At 58.2% G+C, this 15,732-nt stretch carries 19 protein-coding genes; 10 read left to right on the top strand and 9 right to left on the bottom strand.

Features of this window, described 5'->3' with window-relative positions; genetic code table 11:
• Window positions 1–64 precede the first annotated feature (64 nt).
• Window positions 65–1,105: a hypothetical protein gene (locus ACOSDM_RS04395; protein ID WP_420723276.1), complete on the bottom strand. Its 1,041-nt coding sequence runs from the start codon at window positions 1,103–1,105 to the stop codon at window positions 65–67.
• Between the two features lie 302 nt (window positions 1,106–1,407).
• Here ACOSDM_RS04395 and ACOSDM_RS04390 point away from each other — a divergent pair, with 302 nt between their 5' ends.
• The 4 genes from ACOSDM_RS04390 to ACOSDM_RS04375 are packed head-to-tail and all read left to right on the top strand — an operon-like array spanning window position 1,408 to window position 3,015.
• Window positions 1,408–1,740: a PilZ domain-containing protein gene (locus tag ACOSDM_RS04390; protein ID WP_420723275.1), complete on the top strand. Its 333-nt coding sequence runs from the start codon at window positions 1,408–1,410 to the stop codon at window positions 1,738–1,740.
• Window positions 1,741–1,747: 7 nt separating this feature from the next.
• Window positions 1,748–2,083: a hypothetical protein gene (locus ACOSDM_RS04385; RefSeq protein ID WP_420723274.1), complete on the top strand. Its 336-nt coding sequence runs from the start codon at window positions 1,748–1,750 to the stop codon at window positions 2,081–2,083.
• A gap of 3 nt (window positions 2,084–2,086) precedes the next feature.
• The gene (locus ACOSDM_RS04380; protein ID WP_420723273.1) at window positions 2,087–2,368 is read left to right on the top strand and encodes an SH3-like domain-containing protein; all 282 of its coding nucleotides are present in this window, start codon (window positions 2,087–2,089) and stop codon (window positions 2,366–2,368) included.
• Window positions 2,365–3,015, top strand: coding sequence for a nitrile hydratase subunit alpha (locus tag ACOSDM_RS04375; RefSeq protein WP_420723272.1), 651 nt, complete (start codon window positions 2,365–2,367; stop codon window positions 3,013–3,015). Before ACOSDM_RS04380 ends, ACOSDM_RS04375 begins: the two co-directional genes overlap by 4 nt.
• An 18-nt stretch (window positions 3,016–3,033) precedes the next feature.
• Here ACOSDM_RS04375 and ACOSDM_RS04370 read toward each other — a convergent pair whose 3' ends face one another.
• The 4 genes from ACOSDM_RS04370 to ACOSDM_RS04355 form a co-directional block, all read right to left on the bottom strand.
• Complete coding sequence (locus ACOSDM_RS04370; RefSeq protein ID WP_420723271.1) at window positions 3,034–3,369, bottom strand: AzlD domain-containing protein; 336 nt, start codon at window positions 3,367–3,369, stop codon at window positions 3,034–3,036.
• Complete coding sequence (locus tag ACOSDM_RS04365; RefSeq protein ID WP_420723270.1) at window positions 3,359–4,084, bottom strand: AzlC family ABC transporter permease; 726 nt, start codon at window positions 4,082–4,084, stop codon at window positions 3,359–3,361. The genes ACOSDM_RS04370 and ACOSDM_RS04365 overlap by 11 nt, the downstream gene beginning before the upstream one ends.
• A 103-nt stretch (window positions 4,085–4,187) precedes the next feature.
• A complete protein-coding gene (locus ACOSDM_RS04360) occupies window positions 4,188–4,967 on the bottom strand; it encodes an ion transporter (RefSeq protein WP_420723269.1) in 780 nt (259 codons plus the stop codon).
• Window positions 4,968–5,070: 103 nt separating this feature from the next.
• Window positions 5,071–6,591: a YifB family Mg chelatase-like AAA ATPase gene (locus tag ACOSDM_RS04355; protein ID WP_420723268.1), complete on the bottom strand. Its 1,521-nt coding sequence runs from the start codon at window positions 6,589–6,591 to the stop codon at window positions 5,071–5,073.
• A gap of 160 nt (window positions 6,592–6,751) precedes the next feature.
• On the opposite strand from ACOSDM_RS04355, the gene ACOSDM_RS04350 reads away from it, so the two are divergent.
• Window positions 6,752–7,261, top strand: coding sequence for a GAF domain-containing protein (locus ACOSDM_RS04350; RefSeq protein ID WP_420723267.1), 510 nt, complete (start codon window positions 6,752–6,754; stop codon window positions 7,259–7,261).
• A 12-nt stretch (window positions 7,262–7,273) separates the two neighbouring features.
• Here the strand turns inward: ACOSDM_RS04350 and ACOSDM_RS04345 are convergent, their stop codons facing one another.
• Window positions 7,274–7,894, bottom strand: a complete 621-nt coding sequence (locus ACOSDM_RS04345) for an alpha-ketoglutarate-dependent dioxygenase AlkB (protein WP_420723266.1) — start codon at window positions 7,892–7,894, stop codon at window positions 7,274–7,276.
• A gap of 112 nt (window positions 7,895–8,006) precedes the next feature.
• Here ACOSDM_RS04345 and ACOSDM_RS04340 point away from each other — a divergent pair, with 112 nt between their 5' ends.
• Both ACOSDM_RS04340 and ACOSDM_RS04335 read left to right on the top strand, forming a co-directional pair.
• Complete coding sequence (locus ACOSDM_RS04340) at window positions 8,007–8,516, top strand: TerB family tellurite resistance protein (protein ID WP_420723265.1); 510 nt, start codon at window positions 8,007–8,009, stop codon at window positions 8,514–8,516.
• A gap of 257 nt (window positions 8,517–8,773) precedes the next feature.
• On the top strand, window positions 8,774–10,441 hold the full coding sequence (locus tag ACOSDM_RS04335; RefSeq protein ID WP_420723264.1) for an adenylate/guanylate cyclase domain-containing protein: 1,668 nt from the start codon (window positions 8,774–8,776) through the stop codon (window positions 10,439–10,441).
• A gap of 24 nt (window positions 10,442–10,465) precedes the next feature.
• Here the strand turns inward: ACOSDM_RS04335 and ACOSDM_RS04330 are convergent, their stop codons facing one another.
• From ACOSDM_RS04330 to ACOSDM_RS04320, 3 genes are all read right to left on the bottom strand, one after another.
• Entirely contained in the window at window positions 10,466–11,041 is a 576-nt protein-coding gene (locus tag ACOSDM_RS04330; protein ID WP_420723263.1) for an ankyrin repeat domain-containing protein, read from the bottom strand.
• A 97-nt stretch (window positions 11,042–11,138) separates the two neighbouring features.
• A complete protein-coding gene (locus tag ACOSDM_RS04325) occupies window positions 11,139–11,882 on the bottom strand; it encodes a cobalt-precorrin-6A reductase (protein ID WP_420723262.1) in 744 nt (247 codons plus the stop codon).
• A complete protein-coding gene (locus tag ACOSDM_RS04320; protein ID WP_420723261.1) occupies window positions 11,879–12,970 on the bottom strand; it encodes a cobalt-precorrin-5B (C(1))-methyltransferase in 1,092 nt (363 codons plus the stop codon). Before ACOSDM_RS04320 ends, ACOSDM_RS04325 begins: the two co-directional genes overlap by 4 nt.
• 104 nt (window positions 12,971–13,074) lie before the next feature.
• Between ACOSDM_RS04320 and cobA the strand changes: the two genes are divergently transcribed.
• The 3 genes from cobA to ACOSDM_RS04305 are packed head-to-tail and all read left to right on the top strand — an operon-like array spanning window position 13,075 to window position 15,715.
• Complete coding sequence (gene cobA, locus ACOSDM_RS04315) at window positions 13,075–13,911, top strand: uroporphyrinogen-III C-methyltransferase (RefSeq protein ID WP_420723260.1); 837 nt, start codon at window positions 13,075–13,077, stop codon at window positions 13,909–13,911.
• Window positions 13,908–15,239, top strand: coding sequence for a cobyrinate a,c-diamide synthase (locus ACOSDM_RS04310; protein WP_420723259.1), 1,332 nt, complete (start codon window positions 13,908–13,910; stop codon window positions 15,237–15,239). Before cobA ends, ACOSDM_RS04310 begins: the two co-directional genes overlap by 4 nt.
• On the top strand, window positions 15,236–15,715 hold the full coding sequence (locus ACOSDM_RS04305; protein WP_420723258.1) for a YcgN family cysteine cluster protein: 480 nt from the start codon (window positions 15,236–15,238) through the stop codon (window positions 15,713–15,715). Before ACOSDM_RS04310 ends, ACOSDM_RS04305 begins: the two co-directional genes overlap by 4 nt.
• Window positions 15,716–15,732: the final 17 nt, after the last annotated feature.

Below are 15,732 nucleotides of genomic sequence, written 5' to 3'. Positions count from 1 at the left end.
CCCAAAGCTTAGGCAGTCCAATCGGGCGCGTCACCTTAAAATGGCCGGCACGGGACAATCGTGCTTACTGAAAATCCTGACCGTTGATCGCGATGATGAAATCATAGAAAGGTTCCAGCTCCATCGCCCGCAGCGCGCGGGGTTTCTTATCGCTGACATCGGCCCAGGCATTCGCGGTATGCGCCAGAACACCCAGCGCCAGCCCAACTGTCAGAAAATTCTTTGGCGCTTCGCGCAGGAACTGCTGAAACGGTCTGGGGTCGTCCTTTTCGATCAACTCATCAAAGGCAAGATTGTAATTCTTAATGATGGTCATCACCGTAGAATGCGTGGTCCGGATCAGGCTGCGCGACTGATCACGCCGGAATTTAAACCGGTCCATGGCGGATTCCGTCATTGCCTCGCGGTCTTTAGGCATCGAATCCGAAGATCCCAACCACCGGAAAAAGTCATAGAACAGGGGTTTGTACCGTTCATACTGAAACTCATAATAATTGATCCCCTTCCAGGCGAAGAGGAATTGTTTGGTCTGCGATTCATCCAACCGGAAACTGCGAATCAGGCCGCGCGATCCATCTGTCTCTTCACCCTGCCAGATCGCATCGACGACCGCGCCGGTCATCAAGCGCTGACCCTCGTCATCCTTGTCTTCATTTTGACCAAGATAGGCCTGATAGACATCCAGGTTATTGGCGGAATTGGCTTTCGCCACCAGCACGCTGATCTTTTCCAGCACCGGGCGGCGAATCAGCATCCAGTCTTTTTCCGTGATTTCAAAATAGCTGGGCGAAATACTGCGCTCAACCTCGACCTCCCGACGCTGCGACAACAGCAGGAAGGGGTCAAAGGTCGGAACCTTGGTCAGGATTTCCAGCACCCGCTGATCATGGGCCGTCAGGGAATCCGCTGATTTTATCGCACCGCGCTTGGCCAGGACCTTCACGATGCGATCCGGATCCGCCAGGGTCGATTCACCGCCCTGATCGACCTCCAGGTCATTATAGGGAAAATACACGCGGGTTGAGACGAACACCTCATCCTCGTGATCATTTTGTGTTACTTCTTTGAAAAATATGCCCAGATTCAATGTGGAAAGGTCAAACATCTTCCCCGGCGGCGGCTCATCAGGCGCACTGCCTTCCTTTAATCCCAAATAGACTGCCCTTGCGTCAAAACACAAGAACCGCCCCGACCGAAGGAGCGTTTTCAATGCGCGGCGGTTCATCCTGCCGAATGCCTCTCACAACCATCGCCCAAAAGGCGATCCCCATCCAAACCAATGATGTATCAGGGTTTCCCCAAAGCACAATAGGCGACTATACTAGGAAGACATTTGGGACGTATACAAGACCAAGCAATCGGCAATCGTCCATCATGGTTAATATTTTGACAGAGGCCGTTTACCGGATGCGACATACCGAAGCACGATCAGAAGCGCGATATCCGTTTCGCGCAGGGTTCATTGAAATCAAGGACCGCCCCTTACCGCTGGATGACCTGAGCGCCAATGGACTGGGTTTCCAGGCGGAAGACCCTGGTATCTTTACCACTGGGCAGGAAATCAATGGTTTCCTGGTCTTACAACAGGTTGAAGAACAGTATGAGATTCCGGTGAAGCTGACCGTCCGCCGGGTTGTCGAGGGCCGAATTGGGTGTTCGATGGTATTCCTTTTTCCCAATCATATTGATACGATCAAGGGCTTTATATCGAAACTGGAACAATCGCAGCCAAAGGAATAGCGGCATCGTGATAGAGCGAAGACACCATGATATGGGCGGCCTGGATGCAGGCCCTGTCGCCCGCACGGAACACACTTTCGAACCCTGGGAGAATAAAACCGACGCCATCGTGCGCCTGTTATCCAACCCCAAAAGCGGCCCCTTGATGCGCATTGATGAATTGCGCCGGGGCATCGAAGATATGGGCCCCGGAATTTACGATGAATTGACCTATTACGAACGCTGGATTGCGTCGGTCGCCAATGTGCTGATCGAAAAAGGCGTGATCCATGTCGACGAGCTGGGCCGCAAACTGGAAGAAGTCAAAGCCCGCCACGCCCCCGCCTCTTCGCCGGAGCATTGAGGCATGCGATTTTCTGTCGGAGATGAAGTGCGGGTTCGCTGGGCCACACCCCCCGGTCACGTCCGCACGCCCTATTATTGTCGCGGCCTGTCGGGCCGGATTGAGCGGATTTGCGGGCAGTTCCACAATCCGGAAGAACTGGCCTATGGCCGGACCGGCGACTCGGTTGTGACGCTGTATCGTGTCCGCTTTCAGCAAAAAACCCTGTGGCCCGACTATATCGGCCCTGAAAAAGACACCGTCGATATTGAAGTTTTTGAACACTGGCTGGAGACCGCGCAATGAGCCACGATCACCCCCACCATCATGACCATGATCACCCCGATCCCCATGCACCGCGCAAGGATCTGGAAGACACGCCCCCGACCTATCATCAGGCGTTGGCGGATGCGGTGGCGGAACTGCTGATCGAAAAAGGGGTCTTCACCGGCGGCGATCTGCGCGACACGATTGAATATATGCAGGGCCGCACGCCAGAATTGGGGGCGAAGATCACCGCCCGGGCCTGGGTGGATCCTGCCTTTAAGGCGAAGCTGTTGACCAATGCGAAAGAGGCCGCTGCCGAAATTGGCATTGATACCGGGCCGGCCCCGCTGTTGGTGATGGAAAACACGCCCGACGTCCATAACGTGATCGTCTGCACCTTATGCAGTTGTTATCCAGTCTTCCTGTTGGGGAAATCACCCGATTGGTACAAAAGCCGGGAATATCGCAGCCGGGTGGTCCGCGACCCCCGAACCGTCCTGTCAGAATTCGGCACCGAAATCGCACCACAGCGCGAGGTGCGGGTGCATGATTCCACAGCAGATATGCGCTATATGATCCTGCCCATGCGCCCCGAAGGAACCGACGGGATGGATGAAACGCAATTGGCGCAGCTGGTGACCCGTGACAGCCTGATCGGCGTGATTGAAGTCAGTGCGCCCGCCTGAGGCAGGCGGGGCTGACGCTCAAAACAGATTTCCGGCCTGCCAATGGGCGCCCAACAGGCACAGGCTGACACCCAGAACCATGCACAGAATTGTCCGACCGGTCCAAAGAAACAGGCTGAAGGTGACGGCCACGGCAAAGATGTCCGTCGGCGTGCCACGCATCGCCGCAGGCGCGACAATCGCCGCCAGCGCACATCCGGGCAGGGCATTCACAATCCGTTGAGTCCGAGGGCCGGTGCGCAGAAAATGCGCACCCAGAACGCCCGCCGCCCGCAGCGCTAAGACCAGCCCCGCCGCCATAAAGATGGTCAGATAGGCCAGCCAGGCATCCGGCTGTGCAATATCAGTGGTCATCGCGCGCCATTTCCACGGCCAGGGCGGTAATGCCCCCCGCTGCAACTGCGATCAAGATTGCCGGCCCGGTTGCCAGAACGCCATCCAGGGCAATCCCGACAACCGCCGCAACAATGAGCGGCGGGCGGGGCGCATCGACGCCGCGCACCACCATGCCAACCAACACCGACAGAAAAACAATCCCGGCGAAGGCCAGACTTTTCGCCGTCACCGGATCAAAGAACCCTGCCAGAAAAACACCCACCACCGTGGCTGCCACCCATAACGTGTACATTGGGGCGGAGATCCCAAAGAAATAGCCCGCCTTGCTGGATACACTGCGGGCCTGAAGGGTCAATACCCAGGCGGCATCATTAATGACAAACACACCCGCTGGCTTGATCCAGGGCGGCATGGACCGAATGGTCGGGGCCAAGGACAGGCCCATCAGGGTCAGGCGGCTGGTCACCATCGCCACGGAAACCGCCACCGCAAACAGCGGCATATCGGGCTGCCATAAGGCCAGGGTCGCAAACTGCGCGGTGCCTGCAAAGATAAAGGCGCTCATCGATACGGTCTGTGGCATCGTCAGGCCTGCAACCGTCGCAGCAGATCCAAACAGCAACCCGAACATCAACGCCCCAAAGGTCATACCAATCGAATCCCGCACACCCGCCATGAAACTGCTCATGGCGCCGCCGGGAACCGGGCTGGATATGGGAGAACTGGTTGTCATGGCGCGCTCATACCGCGTTTGCCGCGTTTCGGAAAGGGGGTGCACAGCACAACAACTGAGAGAGATAGGAACATCTGACCGAACCTGACGCCTGCGCCCAAATTCACTGCCGCAAGGCCCGAACCTCTGCGCGCAAGGCCTTCAATTCCGCCATGATATCCTGATTGTTGGGGTGATAGGCATCCTCCCCATCGCTTTCCAGCGCCTTATGTTCCTGACTCATACTGTCCACGATGATGGCGATAAACAGGTTCAGCACCGCAAATGTGGTCAGCAGGATGAAGACGACAAAGAACAGCCAGGCCTGGGGATAGACCTCCATCACCGGGCGCACGATCCCCATCGACCAGCTTTCCAGCGTCATAATCTGGAACAGGGAATAGACCGACTCCCCAATTGTTCCGAACCAATCGGGAAACGATCCGCCGAACAGCTTGGTCGCCATGACCGCGGCAATATAGAACACCAGCGACAACAGCATGATGACCGATCCCATGCCCGGAATCGCGCGCAACAGCGCCTGCACCACAAGGCGCATCGACGGCACCATGGAGACCAGCCGCAATGCCCGCAAAATGCGCAACGCCCGCAGAACCGAAACCCCTTCGCCCGCCGGCACCAGCGTCACGCCAACAATGACGAAATCAAAGATATTCCAGGCATTGGTAAAAAAGCGATGGCGATAGACGACCAACTTCAGGCCGATCTCAATCACAAAAACCACCAGCGCGATCCGATCCAGCGCCTTCAGCACAGGCCCGACCGCCGCCATCACAGTCTTGGATGTCTCCAGCCCCAGAATGACCGCATTCAGCACGATCACCGCCAGAATAAAATTCTGAAACCCCCGCGACTCGACAAGCCGTTGCAAACGCTCAATCACGACCTTCTCCCCAAAGCTTCCGTGTAGCCGCTAAGAAGGGGGCGCGGGGCGCAAAATTCAAGCGTTGCAGTGCAATATAACAACGGTTTCGTCCCCTCATGCCCTACCCCCGTACCTGGACCCGACGGTAGCTGAGCGCCTCAGCGATGTGCAAGCGGCGCAGGGTGGGGGAATTGTCCAGGTCGGCCAGGGTGCGGGCGACGCGCAGGACGCGGTGATAGCCGCGGGCAGAGAGTTTCAGGCGGTCGGCGGCGTCGGTCAGGAGTTTTCGGCCTTCCGCATCCGGGGTGGCGATGTCTTCCAGGATTTTGCCATCGGCCATGGCATTGGTGCGGGGGCGCTGGGCTTCCGGCAGGCTGGCAAATCGGGCGGTTTGGATCGCCCTTGCGGCAGCAACGCGGGCGGCGACTTCTTTTGAGCCTTCTGCAGGGGGCGGGCGTGACAGGTCGCTGGCCCGGACGGCGGGAACATCAATCGACAGGTCAATCCGATCAAACAGGGGGCCGGAAATTTTCGCCTGATAATCCAGCGCACAGCGCGGCGCGCGGCTGCAGGCCAGGTCGGGATCATCCAGATGCCCGCATCGGCAGGGATTCATCGCCGCGATCAATTGCACCCGGGCGGGATAGGTCACATGGGCGTTGACCCGCGCCACAACGGCCCGGCCTGTTTCCAGTGGCTGGCGCAGGGATTCCAGTGCGCCGCGCTGAAATTCCGGCAATTCATCCAGGAACAAAACCCCATTATGGGCCAGGGAGACTTCGCCCGGCTTGGCCCGTTGTCCGCCCCCCACCAAAGCCGGAGTCGAACTGGAATGGTGGGGATCGCGAAAGGGTCTGGCATGGGACAGGCCACTGTCGATCATGAGGCCGGCAACCGAATGGATCATGGAGACTTCCAGCGCCTCCGTCGCGGACATCGGCGGCAGAATGCCGGGCAGGCGCGAGGCCAGCATGCTTTTCCCCGCACCCGGCGGGCCCATCAGCAACAGGTTGTGACCGCCCGCCGCCGCGATTTCCAGGGCGCGCTTGGCGGTTTCCTGGCCCTTGATATCGGCCAGATCCGGTAACTCGCCGGGCGGTGGGGCCAGTTTTGGCTGGGGCACCGCCATCATCTGGCTGCCATTCAGATGGTTGATCAGTGCGATCAGATCCGGTGCGGCAGCGATTTCCATCTCGCCCGCCCAGGCGGCTTCCCCCCCTTGCGCGGCGGGACAGATCAGCGCCTTGTCCATGGCAATGGCGGCCATGGCGGCGGGCAGCACCCCCGCGACCGGCGCGATGCGCCCATCCAGACCCAATTCGCCCAGTGCCAGATAGCCGTCCAGCGCATCACTGGGGATCGCCTCCATCGCGACCAACATGCCAAGTGCGATGGGCAGGTCGAAATGACTGCCTTCCTTCTGAACATCGGCAGGCGACAGATTGACGGTGATCCGCTTGGGCGGCAGCGCCAGACCGATGGCAGCCAGGGCGCCGCGCACCCTCTCCCGGCTTTCCGCCACCGCCTTGTCAGGCAATCCCACCACGGCAAAGCTGGGCAGGCCCGAGGTCAGCTGGACCTGGACGTCAATGGGCATGGTATCAATGCCGTGGAACGCGACTGTTGTAACATGTGCAACCATAACAGGCTTTATGCCGCAACCAACGGGGCCTGTCAGCGGGAATTCTGTGTCGCCCCAGGTTTTTTATGGACAATCGCAGGCAGGCTGTTAGGAAATGGGGGCTGGTGCCTTGACCACATATTCCGTCATACTAGCATAAAGGCATCAAGGGCCGAGGATCATGGACGAGAGCAAACGCCTGAAGACTTTAAGAAACCTGGAAATTCTGGATACGGGTCCGACACCAGAATTTGACCGGATCACCAGTTTGGCGACGCATATATTTAATGCTCCGATTGCCTTGATCTCTCTGGTCGACGAGTCGCGTCAGTGGTTCAAGTCCCTTCAAGGTCTGTCGGTACAGGAAACGTCACGGGAAATCTCGTTTTGCGCACGCGCCATTCAAAACGCCGACATTATGGAAGTACCAAACGCGCTGGAAGACCCGCGATTTGCTGAAAACCCTCTGGTCACCGGAGAGCCTTATATTCGATATTATTGCGGTGCCCCCCTTGTCATGCGCAATGGGGCCAGGATCGGCACGTTATGTATCATCGACATGCAATCGCGCGAGCCGATATCCCATGGCAAACGCCTGTTGTTAAAAGAACTGACCTTACAGGCGACACGCGAAATTGAACTGCATGCCCTGGAAATTGATACGAACAGGATCGACCGGATTCTTCCTTAGGTGGTCGGGACCCTAACCAGGTGGGGTTGCTGGCACCGTCACCCGCCGCAGAGTCAGATTAATCCGACCCGGCGCATCCAACAGGGTCGACGTGCCCGGCATCAGCCGATCGATGCCATGGCGTGACTCCCGCGCATCACCCGACAACAGCGCGACATCGCCGGAACTCAGACGCAAGGAGCGGGTGGGCGTACCCTTGGCCGCCGCGCCGATGCGAAACAGGGCTGTATCCCCCAGCGAAATGGACAGAACCGGCGCATCGCGCGCCGCCTCGTCCTTGTCCTGATGCAGGCCCATCCGCGCGTCCGGCCCGTACCAATTGATCAGACAGGCCTCCGGTGGCGCTGGATATCCGCTTAAATCATCCCATATCTTCAAAACAAGGTCTGGTATTGCAGGCCAGGGCGACCCGGTCACGGGATGATGCGCTTGATAACGATACCCGCCCTGCTGATCTGAAACCCAGCCCAGGGGTCCCGCATTGCTCATCCGCACGCTGAATGGCTTGCCAGAGCGGGGCAGAGCCGGGGTAAAAAGAGGAGCCGTAATCAGACAGGCGCGTATCTCCATCACAAGACTGTGTTGGGTCTGTCGATCAAGATAGGCCGGATGGAGTTTGAACCCGTCGATCAAATTGCTACACTCACGTGATTCCTGATATTTATATGGGTATCAGACATTCATATTGGTACCGAAAGCGGGCCTTAAGACTGAAAACGCATCACCAGAGGACAAAATCACCCCAATGCTAAGCAAATTAAAAGACTTCTTTTCCGCCGATCCCAAAATCAATCATTCGAGCGAGCGCGAGCAAAGAGAACTGCACATTGCTGCTGCGGCGATGTTGATTCAGGCGGCCATGACCGATGGCCATATTGATGAGGTGGAGCGAACCCGTATCGGCGTGCTGATCGAACGCCATTTCGGCGTCCCGCGGGAAGAAGTCCACCAAATCCTGACAGAAAGCGAAGCCAAGGCAGAAGCCGCCGTCGATATCTATTCCTTCCTGCGGGTCGTCAATGACCATTTTGATCATGAGGAGCGCATTTCCCTGGTCGAAATGCTGTGGGATGTCGTCTATTCGGACGGCGAGTTGCACGACCACGAAGCCAACCTTATTCGCCGTATCTCTGGCATGTTGGGCCTGACCGATGTTGAAAGCGGCACTGCGCGCAAGAAGATTCTGGCACAGCGAGAGGCCGCAGTCGAAGATCAGGATGCGATCCACCCCAAGGGAGACGTCCATTCCGGATAGGATCATTTTGGTAAATGCGCATGATTTAAAGGATCACGTTTAAGCTCATGCTGCCGCATGATGGTAGGACTTATATTTAAGCTCATGCTGCCGCATGATGCTTGGGGTTATGTTTAAGCTCATGCTTGCGCATGATGCTTGGGGTTATGTTTACGCTCATGCTTGCGCATGATGCTTGGGGTTATGTTTACGCTCATGCTTGCGCATGATGCTTTGCCGTCACCGCGCCGAATGCGCCCCATTAGGAACCGGTTGTGATGATACGCCGTCTGCGCCTTATTACCGGCCTGATCCTGTTTTCCTATATCTCTCTGCATCTGATCCCGTTGATTCTGGGCAATCATTCCCTGGCGATCATGGAATTCGTCCGGCCCAGTCTGCATGGCTTCTGGGAAAGCTGGCCGGGGCTGATCCTGCTGTATGGCGCGATGGCAATCCATATGGCACTTGGCTTTTATGCGATTTATACCCGCCATCGCTGGAAGGGGATCGGCCTGGGGGAAATAGTCCAGTTAGCCTCTGGCATTGCGGTACCCGCATTGTTGTGTCTGCACGTTGTCAGTACCCGCATCGCCGCTATGCAATATGGCATTCAGCCCAGCTATCCCTGGATCATGGCAATCTATTTGAAATATGACACGATGTCTGGATGGCGGCAGGCGGCCGCCCTGATTGTTGCCTGGTTTCATGGCTGTCTGGGCCTGTATTACTGGCTGCGCCTGAAGCCATTCTGGCCCGGAATCCGGTTTGGCCTGTTCGGGTTGGCGATACTTTGGCCCGCCCTGGCACTGACCGGTTTCTATAAGGCCGGGACAGAAGCCGCCGCCCTGACCGACAATCCTGCCTGGGTGCGGGTTGTGCTGCGCGAAGTGGGATCTCTGTCGCAATCCGATCAAATGGTGTTGTACCAGATTCAGGACGCCCTGTTGCTGGCCCTTGCAGGCATGCTGACAGTCAGCCTTGCAGCCCGTTTCGTTCGGCGTCAGGTGCAGAAGCGGGCCGGCTTTGTCATCCTGAATTATGATGATGGGCGCGATCATCGCTTTACCCAAGGGCTCAGCATCCTGGAAGCCAGTCGCGACTGCAGCTATCCCCATGCCAGTGTATGCGGGGGACGGGGGCGATGTTCCACCTGTCGCGTCCGCATCCGCCAGGGTCAGGATCTTTTACCCCCGCCCAGCGAAGAAGAACTGAAAGTCCTGAAACGGGTACGCGCCGGGCCGGATGTGCGCCTTGCCTGTCAGGCCATTCCCCTATCCGGTGAAATCCATATCACGCCCCTGCTGCCCCATACCGCAACCGCATCCCATCGCTATGCCAGATCCGATATGGCCCAGGGCAAAGAGATCACAATTGCCGTCATGTTCTGCGATCTACGGGGATTTACCAGGGTCAGTGAAGACCGGCTGCCGTATGACACGGTTTTCCTGCTGAACCGATATTTTGATGCTATGGGCAAGGCGATTGAAGAAAGCGGGGGGCATCTGGATAAGTTCATCGGCGACGGGATCATGGCCCTGTTCGGTATTGAAACCACACCGGAAGACGGCTGTCGTCAGGCCCTGATCGCGGCGAAACGTATGTCGGAACGATTGATCGTCCTGAATAAAAGCCTGGAACAGGACCTGGATGAGCCCTTGCGCATAGGCATCGGCATTCATGTTGGATCGGTCATTGTTGGCGAAATGGGCTATGGCCGCGCCACGCAATTGACCGCAATTGGGGATGCCGTCAATACCGCCAGCCGGTTGGAAGCCCTAACAAAGGACTATGGTGCCCAGCTTGTGGCGTCGAAAACCATGTTGCAGACAGCGGATATCTCCCTGGGTGCGCTACCGTACGAAGAACATGAGGCAGAAATTCGGGGCCGCGTTCAGCCCATCCGCCTAATTGCCATTCGGGACGCTTCCCTGCTGGCGCTATGAATGGCTGTCATATCCCAAGTAGCCCTATTGCGCGCCGGCCCGAATAAGGGCCTGTTCTACGCCAGGTGTGCGGCTGTCGCGGGCCCAATCCAGGGGGCTGCGACCGGTATAATCACGAATGGTCAAATCCGCGCCATGATCAATTAAAAGCTCAAGTATATCCAAATATCCGGCGCGGGCCGCCGTCATCACCGGGGTCAACCCACGACCATTTCGGATATCCACTGACGCCCCCTTGTCCAGAAGATAGGCGACCATGTCATAATCCCCATCTTCCGCCGCCCAGAACAGGGCCGTATTTCCGATATTGTCCTGATGGTCAATCGGGGTGTTCAGCTGCAACAGATAATCCAGAATATTGTAATGCCCATTGCGCGCAGCGATCGTGATCCCATTGCGACCATCGAAATCCGTCATGGATGGATTGTCACCCCGAATGACCAGGGATTTAACTTTTGGCAGATTGCCGCGCTTGAATGCGGTCAGCATTTCCGGATCCCCGCCAATCACGGTCTGCGCCTGAACCTTTGGTGCGGTCAACGGGGCGACCAGAGGTGCCAGGGCCAGCAACAGGGCAAAGGCAAAATGCTGGTGCTTCATCGGGTCAATCTCCTTTGCGGTGTGCTGGTGCCACGTGCGGGCATGCGCTGGCCTGGGTCTTAATTGGGTTCAAAGGCACCTGATCACAAGACCGAAATCATAGGTTCAGCCCCTCTACCCATCGGACCGCCGCAGCAACAGTATTCACATAATTACTATCTGGTCTGGCAGGACGTGCCAAGAGAGCGACGGGCAGTTTATGCATCCGCGCGGCATCGATTTTGGCCCGCGTTGCGCTGCCCCCGGCATTTCGTGCAACCAGCACGTCAATGCCAAGTCTGGTCAGCAATGCACGTTCACTTTCCAGCGTAAACGGACCGCGATCCAATAATACCTGGATTGCCGGATGATCCGGCAACGGGTCAGGGGGATCGATGGCCCGCAGGGTCAGGCGCATGCCTGTCGCCCTGGAAAAGGCACCCAGATTGGCCCCGCCCAGCGTGATCAATCCATGCGTGCCCAAATTCGGCAACCGCTCAGCAAGGGCTTCAACCGTTTCAAAGAGATGCCAGTCATCGCCGGGTTGCTGAATCCAGGCCGGGCGTTCCAGCCGCAGGAAGGGGATATGCATCTGCGCCGTCGCCTGCACCGCCGTTGTCCCCATCCGCGCCGCATAGGGATGGGTCGCATCGATCACTGCGGCGGGTCGATTCTGTTCCAGATATGCCAGAAAGCCGGACACACCACCAAAGCCGCCCTGGCGAACCGCCCCCGCAAGCGCCATTGGGTCCTGGGTTCTGCCCGCCAGCGACGTTACTGTGTCGTATTGATCCACCAACAGGGCCGCCAATTGGCGCGCCTCACCCGTTCCCCCCAGGATCAGTAGGCGCGGTTTAGTCATGCAAAATCCCCGGCCTGTGCCAGAATTTCGCCCTGGCGACCCACAACCAGTATATCGATAGGGGTCGCCCCCGCACTGGCCAATGCAACATCTCTGGCATGCTGGGCGATGGCCTGGGCAATCGGAATGTCGGCCTGAAGGCACAGCGCCAAAGCCTCCGCCCCTGTATTTGCCCCGGAAATCCGATCTTGCAGCGCCGGATCGGCCCCCAGCTTGCCGGCCAAATCCGCCAACCGGGTCAGATCCAGTGTGCTGCGGGATGAATGCAGATCCAGGTTTCCCTGGGCCAGCTTTGCCAGTTTGGCGAACCCCCCTGCAATCGTAACCCGGGGCAGCGGATTGCGGCGCAGATATTTCAGCATACCACCCGCAAAATCGCCCATATCCAGTGTGGCTTCCAACGGCAGATTAAACAGGGTTCGGGCAACATCTTCCGAGGTTTTGCCCGTCGCCGCAGCCACATGGGGCATGGCATTGGCCCGCGCGACATCAATGCCGCGATGGATGGAATGGATCCAGGCGCTACAGGAATAGGGGATCACGACCCCCGTTGTGCCCAGCACAGACAGACCCCCGACAATCCCAAGCCTTGGGTTCCAGGTTTTCTGGGCAATATCTTCGCCACCCGGGATCGAAATTTCGACAACCAGGTCCAGCGCATCCTGTGGATCAGTCAACACAGCGCGCAAATTGGTTTCAATGATCTCGCGGGGTTTTGGATTTATTGCAGGCTGCCCAGGCGGAATCGGCAGGCCAGGTTTCGTTACCATGCCAACACCCTTACCGGCCCGAAACTGCAGGCCAGTGCCCGCATCGCCGAACCGGACCGTGGCACGGATCGTCGCACCATGGGTCACATCAGGATCGTCCCCCGCATCCTTTACCACAGCGGCCCAGGCGCAGTCCGTGTCCCGCCCAGCCTCTATGAGATCGAAAACCGGGCATTGCCCCTTGGGCAGGATGATGCCAATTTTTGTTGGTATCGGACCGCCGCACAACATGCCAAAAGCCGCGCGTGCCGCCGCAGCAGCACAGGCCCCGGTTGTCCAGCCGGAGCGCAATCGAATATCGTCGGGCTTGCGTGTCATAGCGCTTGGACTTTATAGGGTAGTGGTTTGGTTTGTCATTTCCATCCGGTAATCATGTCGCGGGAGGAACAGGCAATCCCCTGTATAGGACTTATATTAGAGCAATGAAACGAGAACTGTTAGACGATCTGCCACGATTTGAGCCCGGTTGGGTCTGGCTTGTCGGGGCCGGGCCGGGCGATCCGGGCCTGTTGACCTTGCATGGCGTGAATGCGCTGCGCCAGGCCGATGTGATTGTTTATGACGCGCTGGTCGATCAGCGCATTCTGGACCATGCGCCAGGTACGGCGGAAATGGTCTATGCGGGCAAGCGGGGCGGGCGACCCAGCCCGACACAGCGGTCGATCTCTTTGCGTTTGATTGAATTCGCGCGCCAGGGTAAGCGGGTTCTGCGCCTGAAAGGCGGCGATCCCTTCGTATTTGGTCGCGGCGGCGAAGAGGCCCTGACTCTGACCGGGGCTGGAATTCCCTTCCGCATCGTGCCAGGCGTAACGGCCGGGATCGGGGGATTGGCCTATGCCGGTATTCCCGCGACCCATCGCGATACCAATTCATCCGTTACTTTCATCACCGGCCATTCCATGACAGGCGAGGTTCCCGATACGTTGAACTGGCCCGCCCTGGCGACAGGCGCACCGGTGATCGTCCTATACATGGCCGTCAAACATATGGGCCGGATTGCAGAGCAGTTGATAGAGGGCGGACGCGATCCGATGGATGCCGTCGCCTTTGTGTCCAAGGCCGCGACCGACGATATGACGGTCACAGAATGCACCTTGCAAGAAGCGGGAGAAGTCGCCAAAGGTGTCGAACCCCCTGCCGTCATCGCCATTGGTCCGGTCGTGCGTTTGCGCAGCGCCTTGGACTGGATGGGGCATATCAAGGATGGTCGCGTGCTGAATCCGGACCCGCTGGGCCAGGGTCGGGAAGAGGCCGGTTGAGCGTCACGTCCAGAACACCAGGCCTGATCCTCGCCGCGCCAGCGTCTGGCAGTGGCAAGACAACCATATCCCTGGCCCTGATGCGCGCCTTTCATCGCCAAGGGCTGCGCGTGGCACCGGCCAAGATCGGACCTGACTATATCGATCCCAGATTTCACAGCGCTGCCTGTAGGCGACAATCACTGTCACTGGATGCCTGGGCCATGCGCCCTGAAACCCGCGCGACGCTGCGCGCGGCCCTGTGCCAGGACAGTGATCTGATTATCACAGAAGGGGTCATGGGCCTGTTTGACGGGGCGGCGGATGGATCAGGCTCGACGGCGGATATTGCTGCAGAAACCGGTTGGCCGATTATCCTGATCGTCGATGTCGCGGGGCAGGCTGCGTCTGCTATTGCGACGCTGCGCGGCTTTGCCACCCATCGCAGTGATATTCAAATTGCTGGCGTATTGTTCAATCGTGTGGGCGGGGATCGCCATCACCATCTGTTGAAGCAGGCATTGGCCGATAGCGATCTTTCTATCCCCTGTCTGGGATACCTGCCACGGGAAGCTGGCCTGACCTTGAAATCCAGGCATTTGGGTCTGGTTCAGGCACAGGAACGCACCGATCTTGAGGCCATTCTGAATCGGGCTGCGGATTGGGTTACCAAGCATGCGGATATGGAAGGGCTGCGCCGCGTGGCGCAATCCGGGACGGTCGCACCAACACCAACAGACACAATCTGCTTACCGCCCCTGGGTCAACGCATTGCTGTCGCGCAAGACACTGCTTTTGCCTTCTGTTACCCCCATTTGCTGACCGCATGGCGACAGGCCGGGGCCGACATCCTGCCCTTCAGCCCCCTGGCGAATGAAGCCCCGACCGCTGATGCGGATGCGGTTTATCTGCCCGGCGGCTATCCGGAGCTTCATGCGGGTCAATTGGCCCGCAATCAGCATTTCCTGACCGGTCTGCGCGATGCTGCCGGGCGCGGCTGCTGTATTTTCGGGGAATGCGGGGGCTATATGGTTCTGGGTGAGAGCCTGACTGACGCGGATGGTACGCCGCATCAGATGGCAGGGTTGTTGCCGCTGCGCACCAGTTTCGCAAGCCGTCGTCTGCATTTGGGCTATCGCCGCGCCTCAGTACTGTCGGACAGCGCGCCCTGGGGCAAAGGAACCCAGCTGGCCGGCCACGAATTCCACTATGCAACGACCCAGTATGAGGGGGCGGCCCAGCCCTTATTCCAGGTACAGGACGCATTGGGCGAAAACGCCGCAGCCATTGGCTTATCAATTGGAAATGTGTGCGGTTCCTTTCTGCATCTGATAGACAGGGCCTCATGACGCTGCCGGACCAACCCTTTTGGAAGACCAAATCGCTTGCGGATATGAACCGCATCGAATGGGAAAGCCTGTGCGATGGCTGTGGTCAGTGCTGTTTGCACAAAATGCAGGACATGGATAACGATGATTATTACATCACCGATATTGCCTGCACGCTTTTGGACTGTTCGACGGCGCAATGTGGCGATTATGCCAACCGTTTCACCCATGTCCCCGACTGTGTGCAGCTGACGCCGAAAAAAGTCTACGAAATAGACTGGTTGCCTGAAACCTGCGCCTATCGGCTGGTTGCGGAAGGCCAGGATCTGGCCTGGTGGCATCCACTTGTATCCGGGTCACGCGAAACCGTGCATCAGGCTGGCATATCCGTAAAGGACGCAGCCGTGCCGGGCGATCCGACCCCGGAAGAAATGGCGGATCGGATTCAGCACACGATGGCGGCGCGCCCCTGTCGCCCCCCGCACAAAAGGCGATAAAGCCTGAAGCAATGGAC

Origin of the sequence: Hwanghaeella sp. LZ110 (assembly GCF_048892525.1) — a bacterium.
Lineage (GTDB): Bacteria > Pseudomonadota > Alphaproteobacteria > UBA8366 > Aestuariispiraceae > Pacificispira.
This window is presented reverse-complemented; position numbering and strand designations above follow the sequence as displayed.

Bases quoted from the DNA above. Each gene is read 5' to 3' on its own strand.
- cobA (WP_420723260.1), top strand. From the start codon at position 13,075: ATGAAACGAGAACTGTTAGACGATCTGCCACGATTTGAGCCCGGTTGG.
- ACOSDM_RS04330 (WP_420723263.1), bottom strand. From the start codon at position 11,041: ATGAAGCACCAGCATTTTGCCTTTGCCCTGTTGCTGGCCCTGGCACCT.
- ACOSDM_RS04350 (WP_420723267.1), top strand. From the start codon at position 6,752: ATGGACGAGAGCAAACGCCTGAAGACTTTAAGAAACCTGGAAATTCTG.
- ACOSDM_RS04320 (WP_420723261.1), bottom strand. From the start codon at position 12,970: ATGACACGCAAGCCCGACGATATTCGATTGCGCTCCGGCTGGACAACC.
- ACOSDM_RS04380 (WP_420723273.1), top strand. From the start codon at position 2,087: ATGCGATTTTCTGTCGGAGATGAAGTGCGGGTTCGCTGGGCCACACCC.
- ACOSDM_RS04395 (WP_420723276.1), bottom strand. From the start codon at position 1,105: ATGTTTGACCTTTCCACATTGAATCTGGGCATATTTTTCAAAGAAGTA.
- ACOSDM_RS04365 (WP_420723270.1), bottom strand. From the start codon at position 4,084: ATGACAACCAGTTCTCCCATATCCAGCCCGGTTCCCGGCGGCGCCATG.
- ACOSDM_RS04355 (WP_420723268.1), bottom strand. From the start codon at position 6,591: ATGGTTGCACATGTTACAACAGTCGCGTTCCACGGCATTGATACCATG.
- ACOSDM_RS04375 (WP_420723272.1), top strand. From the start codon at position 2,365: ATGAGCCACGATCACCCCCACCATCATGACCATGATCACCCCGATCCC.
- ACOSDM_RS04325 (WP_420723262.1), bottom strand. From the start codon at position 11,882: ATGACTAAACCGCGCCTACTGATCCTGGGGGGAACGGGTGAGGCGCGC.
- ACOSDM_RS04370 (WP_420723271.1), bottom strand. From the start codon at position 3,369: ATGACCACTGATATTGCACAGCCGGATGCCTGGCTGGCCTATCTGACC.
- ACOSDM_RS04335 (WP_420723264.1), top strand. From the start codon at position 8,774: ATGATACGCCGTCTGCGCCTTATTACCGGCCTGATCCTGTTTTCCTAT.
- ACOSDM_RS04340 (WP_420723265.1), top strand. From the start codon at position 8,007: ATGCTAAGCAAATTAAAAGACTTCTTTTCCGCCGATCCCAAAATCAAT.
- ACOSDM_RS04390 (WP_420723275.1), top strand. From the start codon at position 1,408: ATGCGACATACCGAAGCACGATCAGAAGCGCGATATCCGTTTCGCGCA.
- ACOSDM_RS04305 (WP_420723258.1), top strand. From the start codon at position 15,236: ATGACGCTGCCGGACCAACCCTTTTGGAAGACCAAATCGCTTGCGGAT.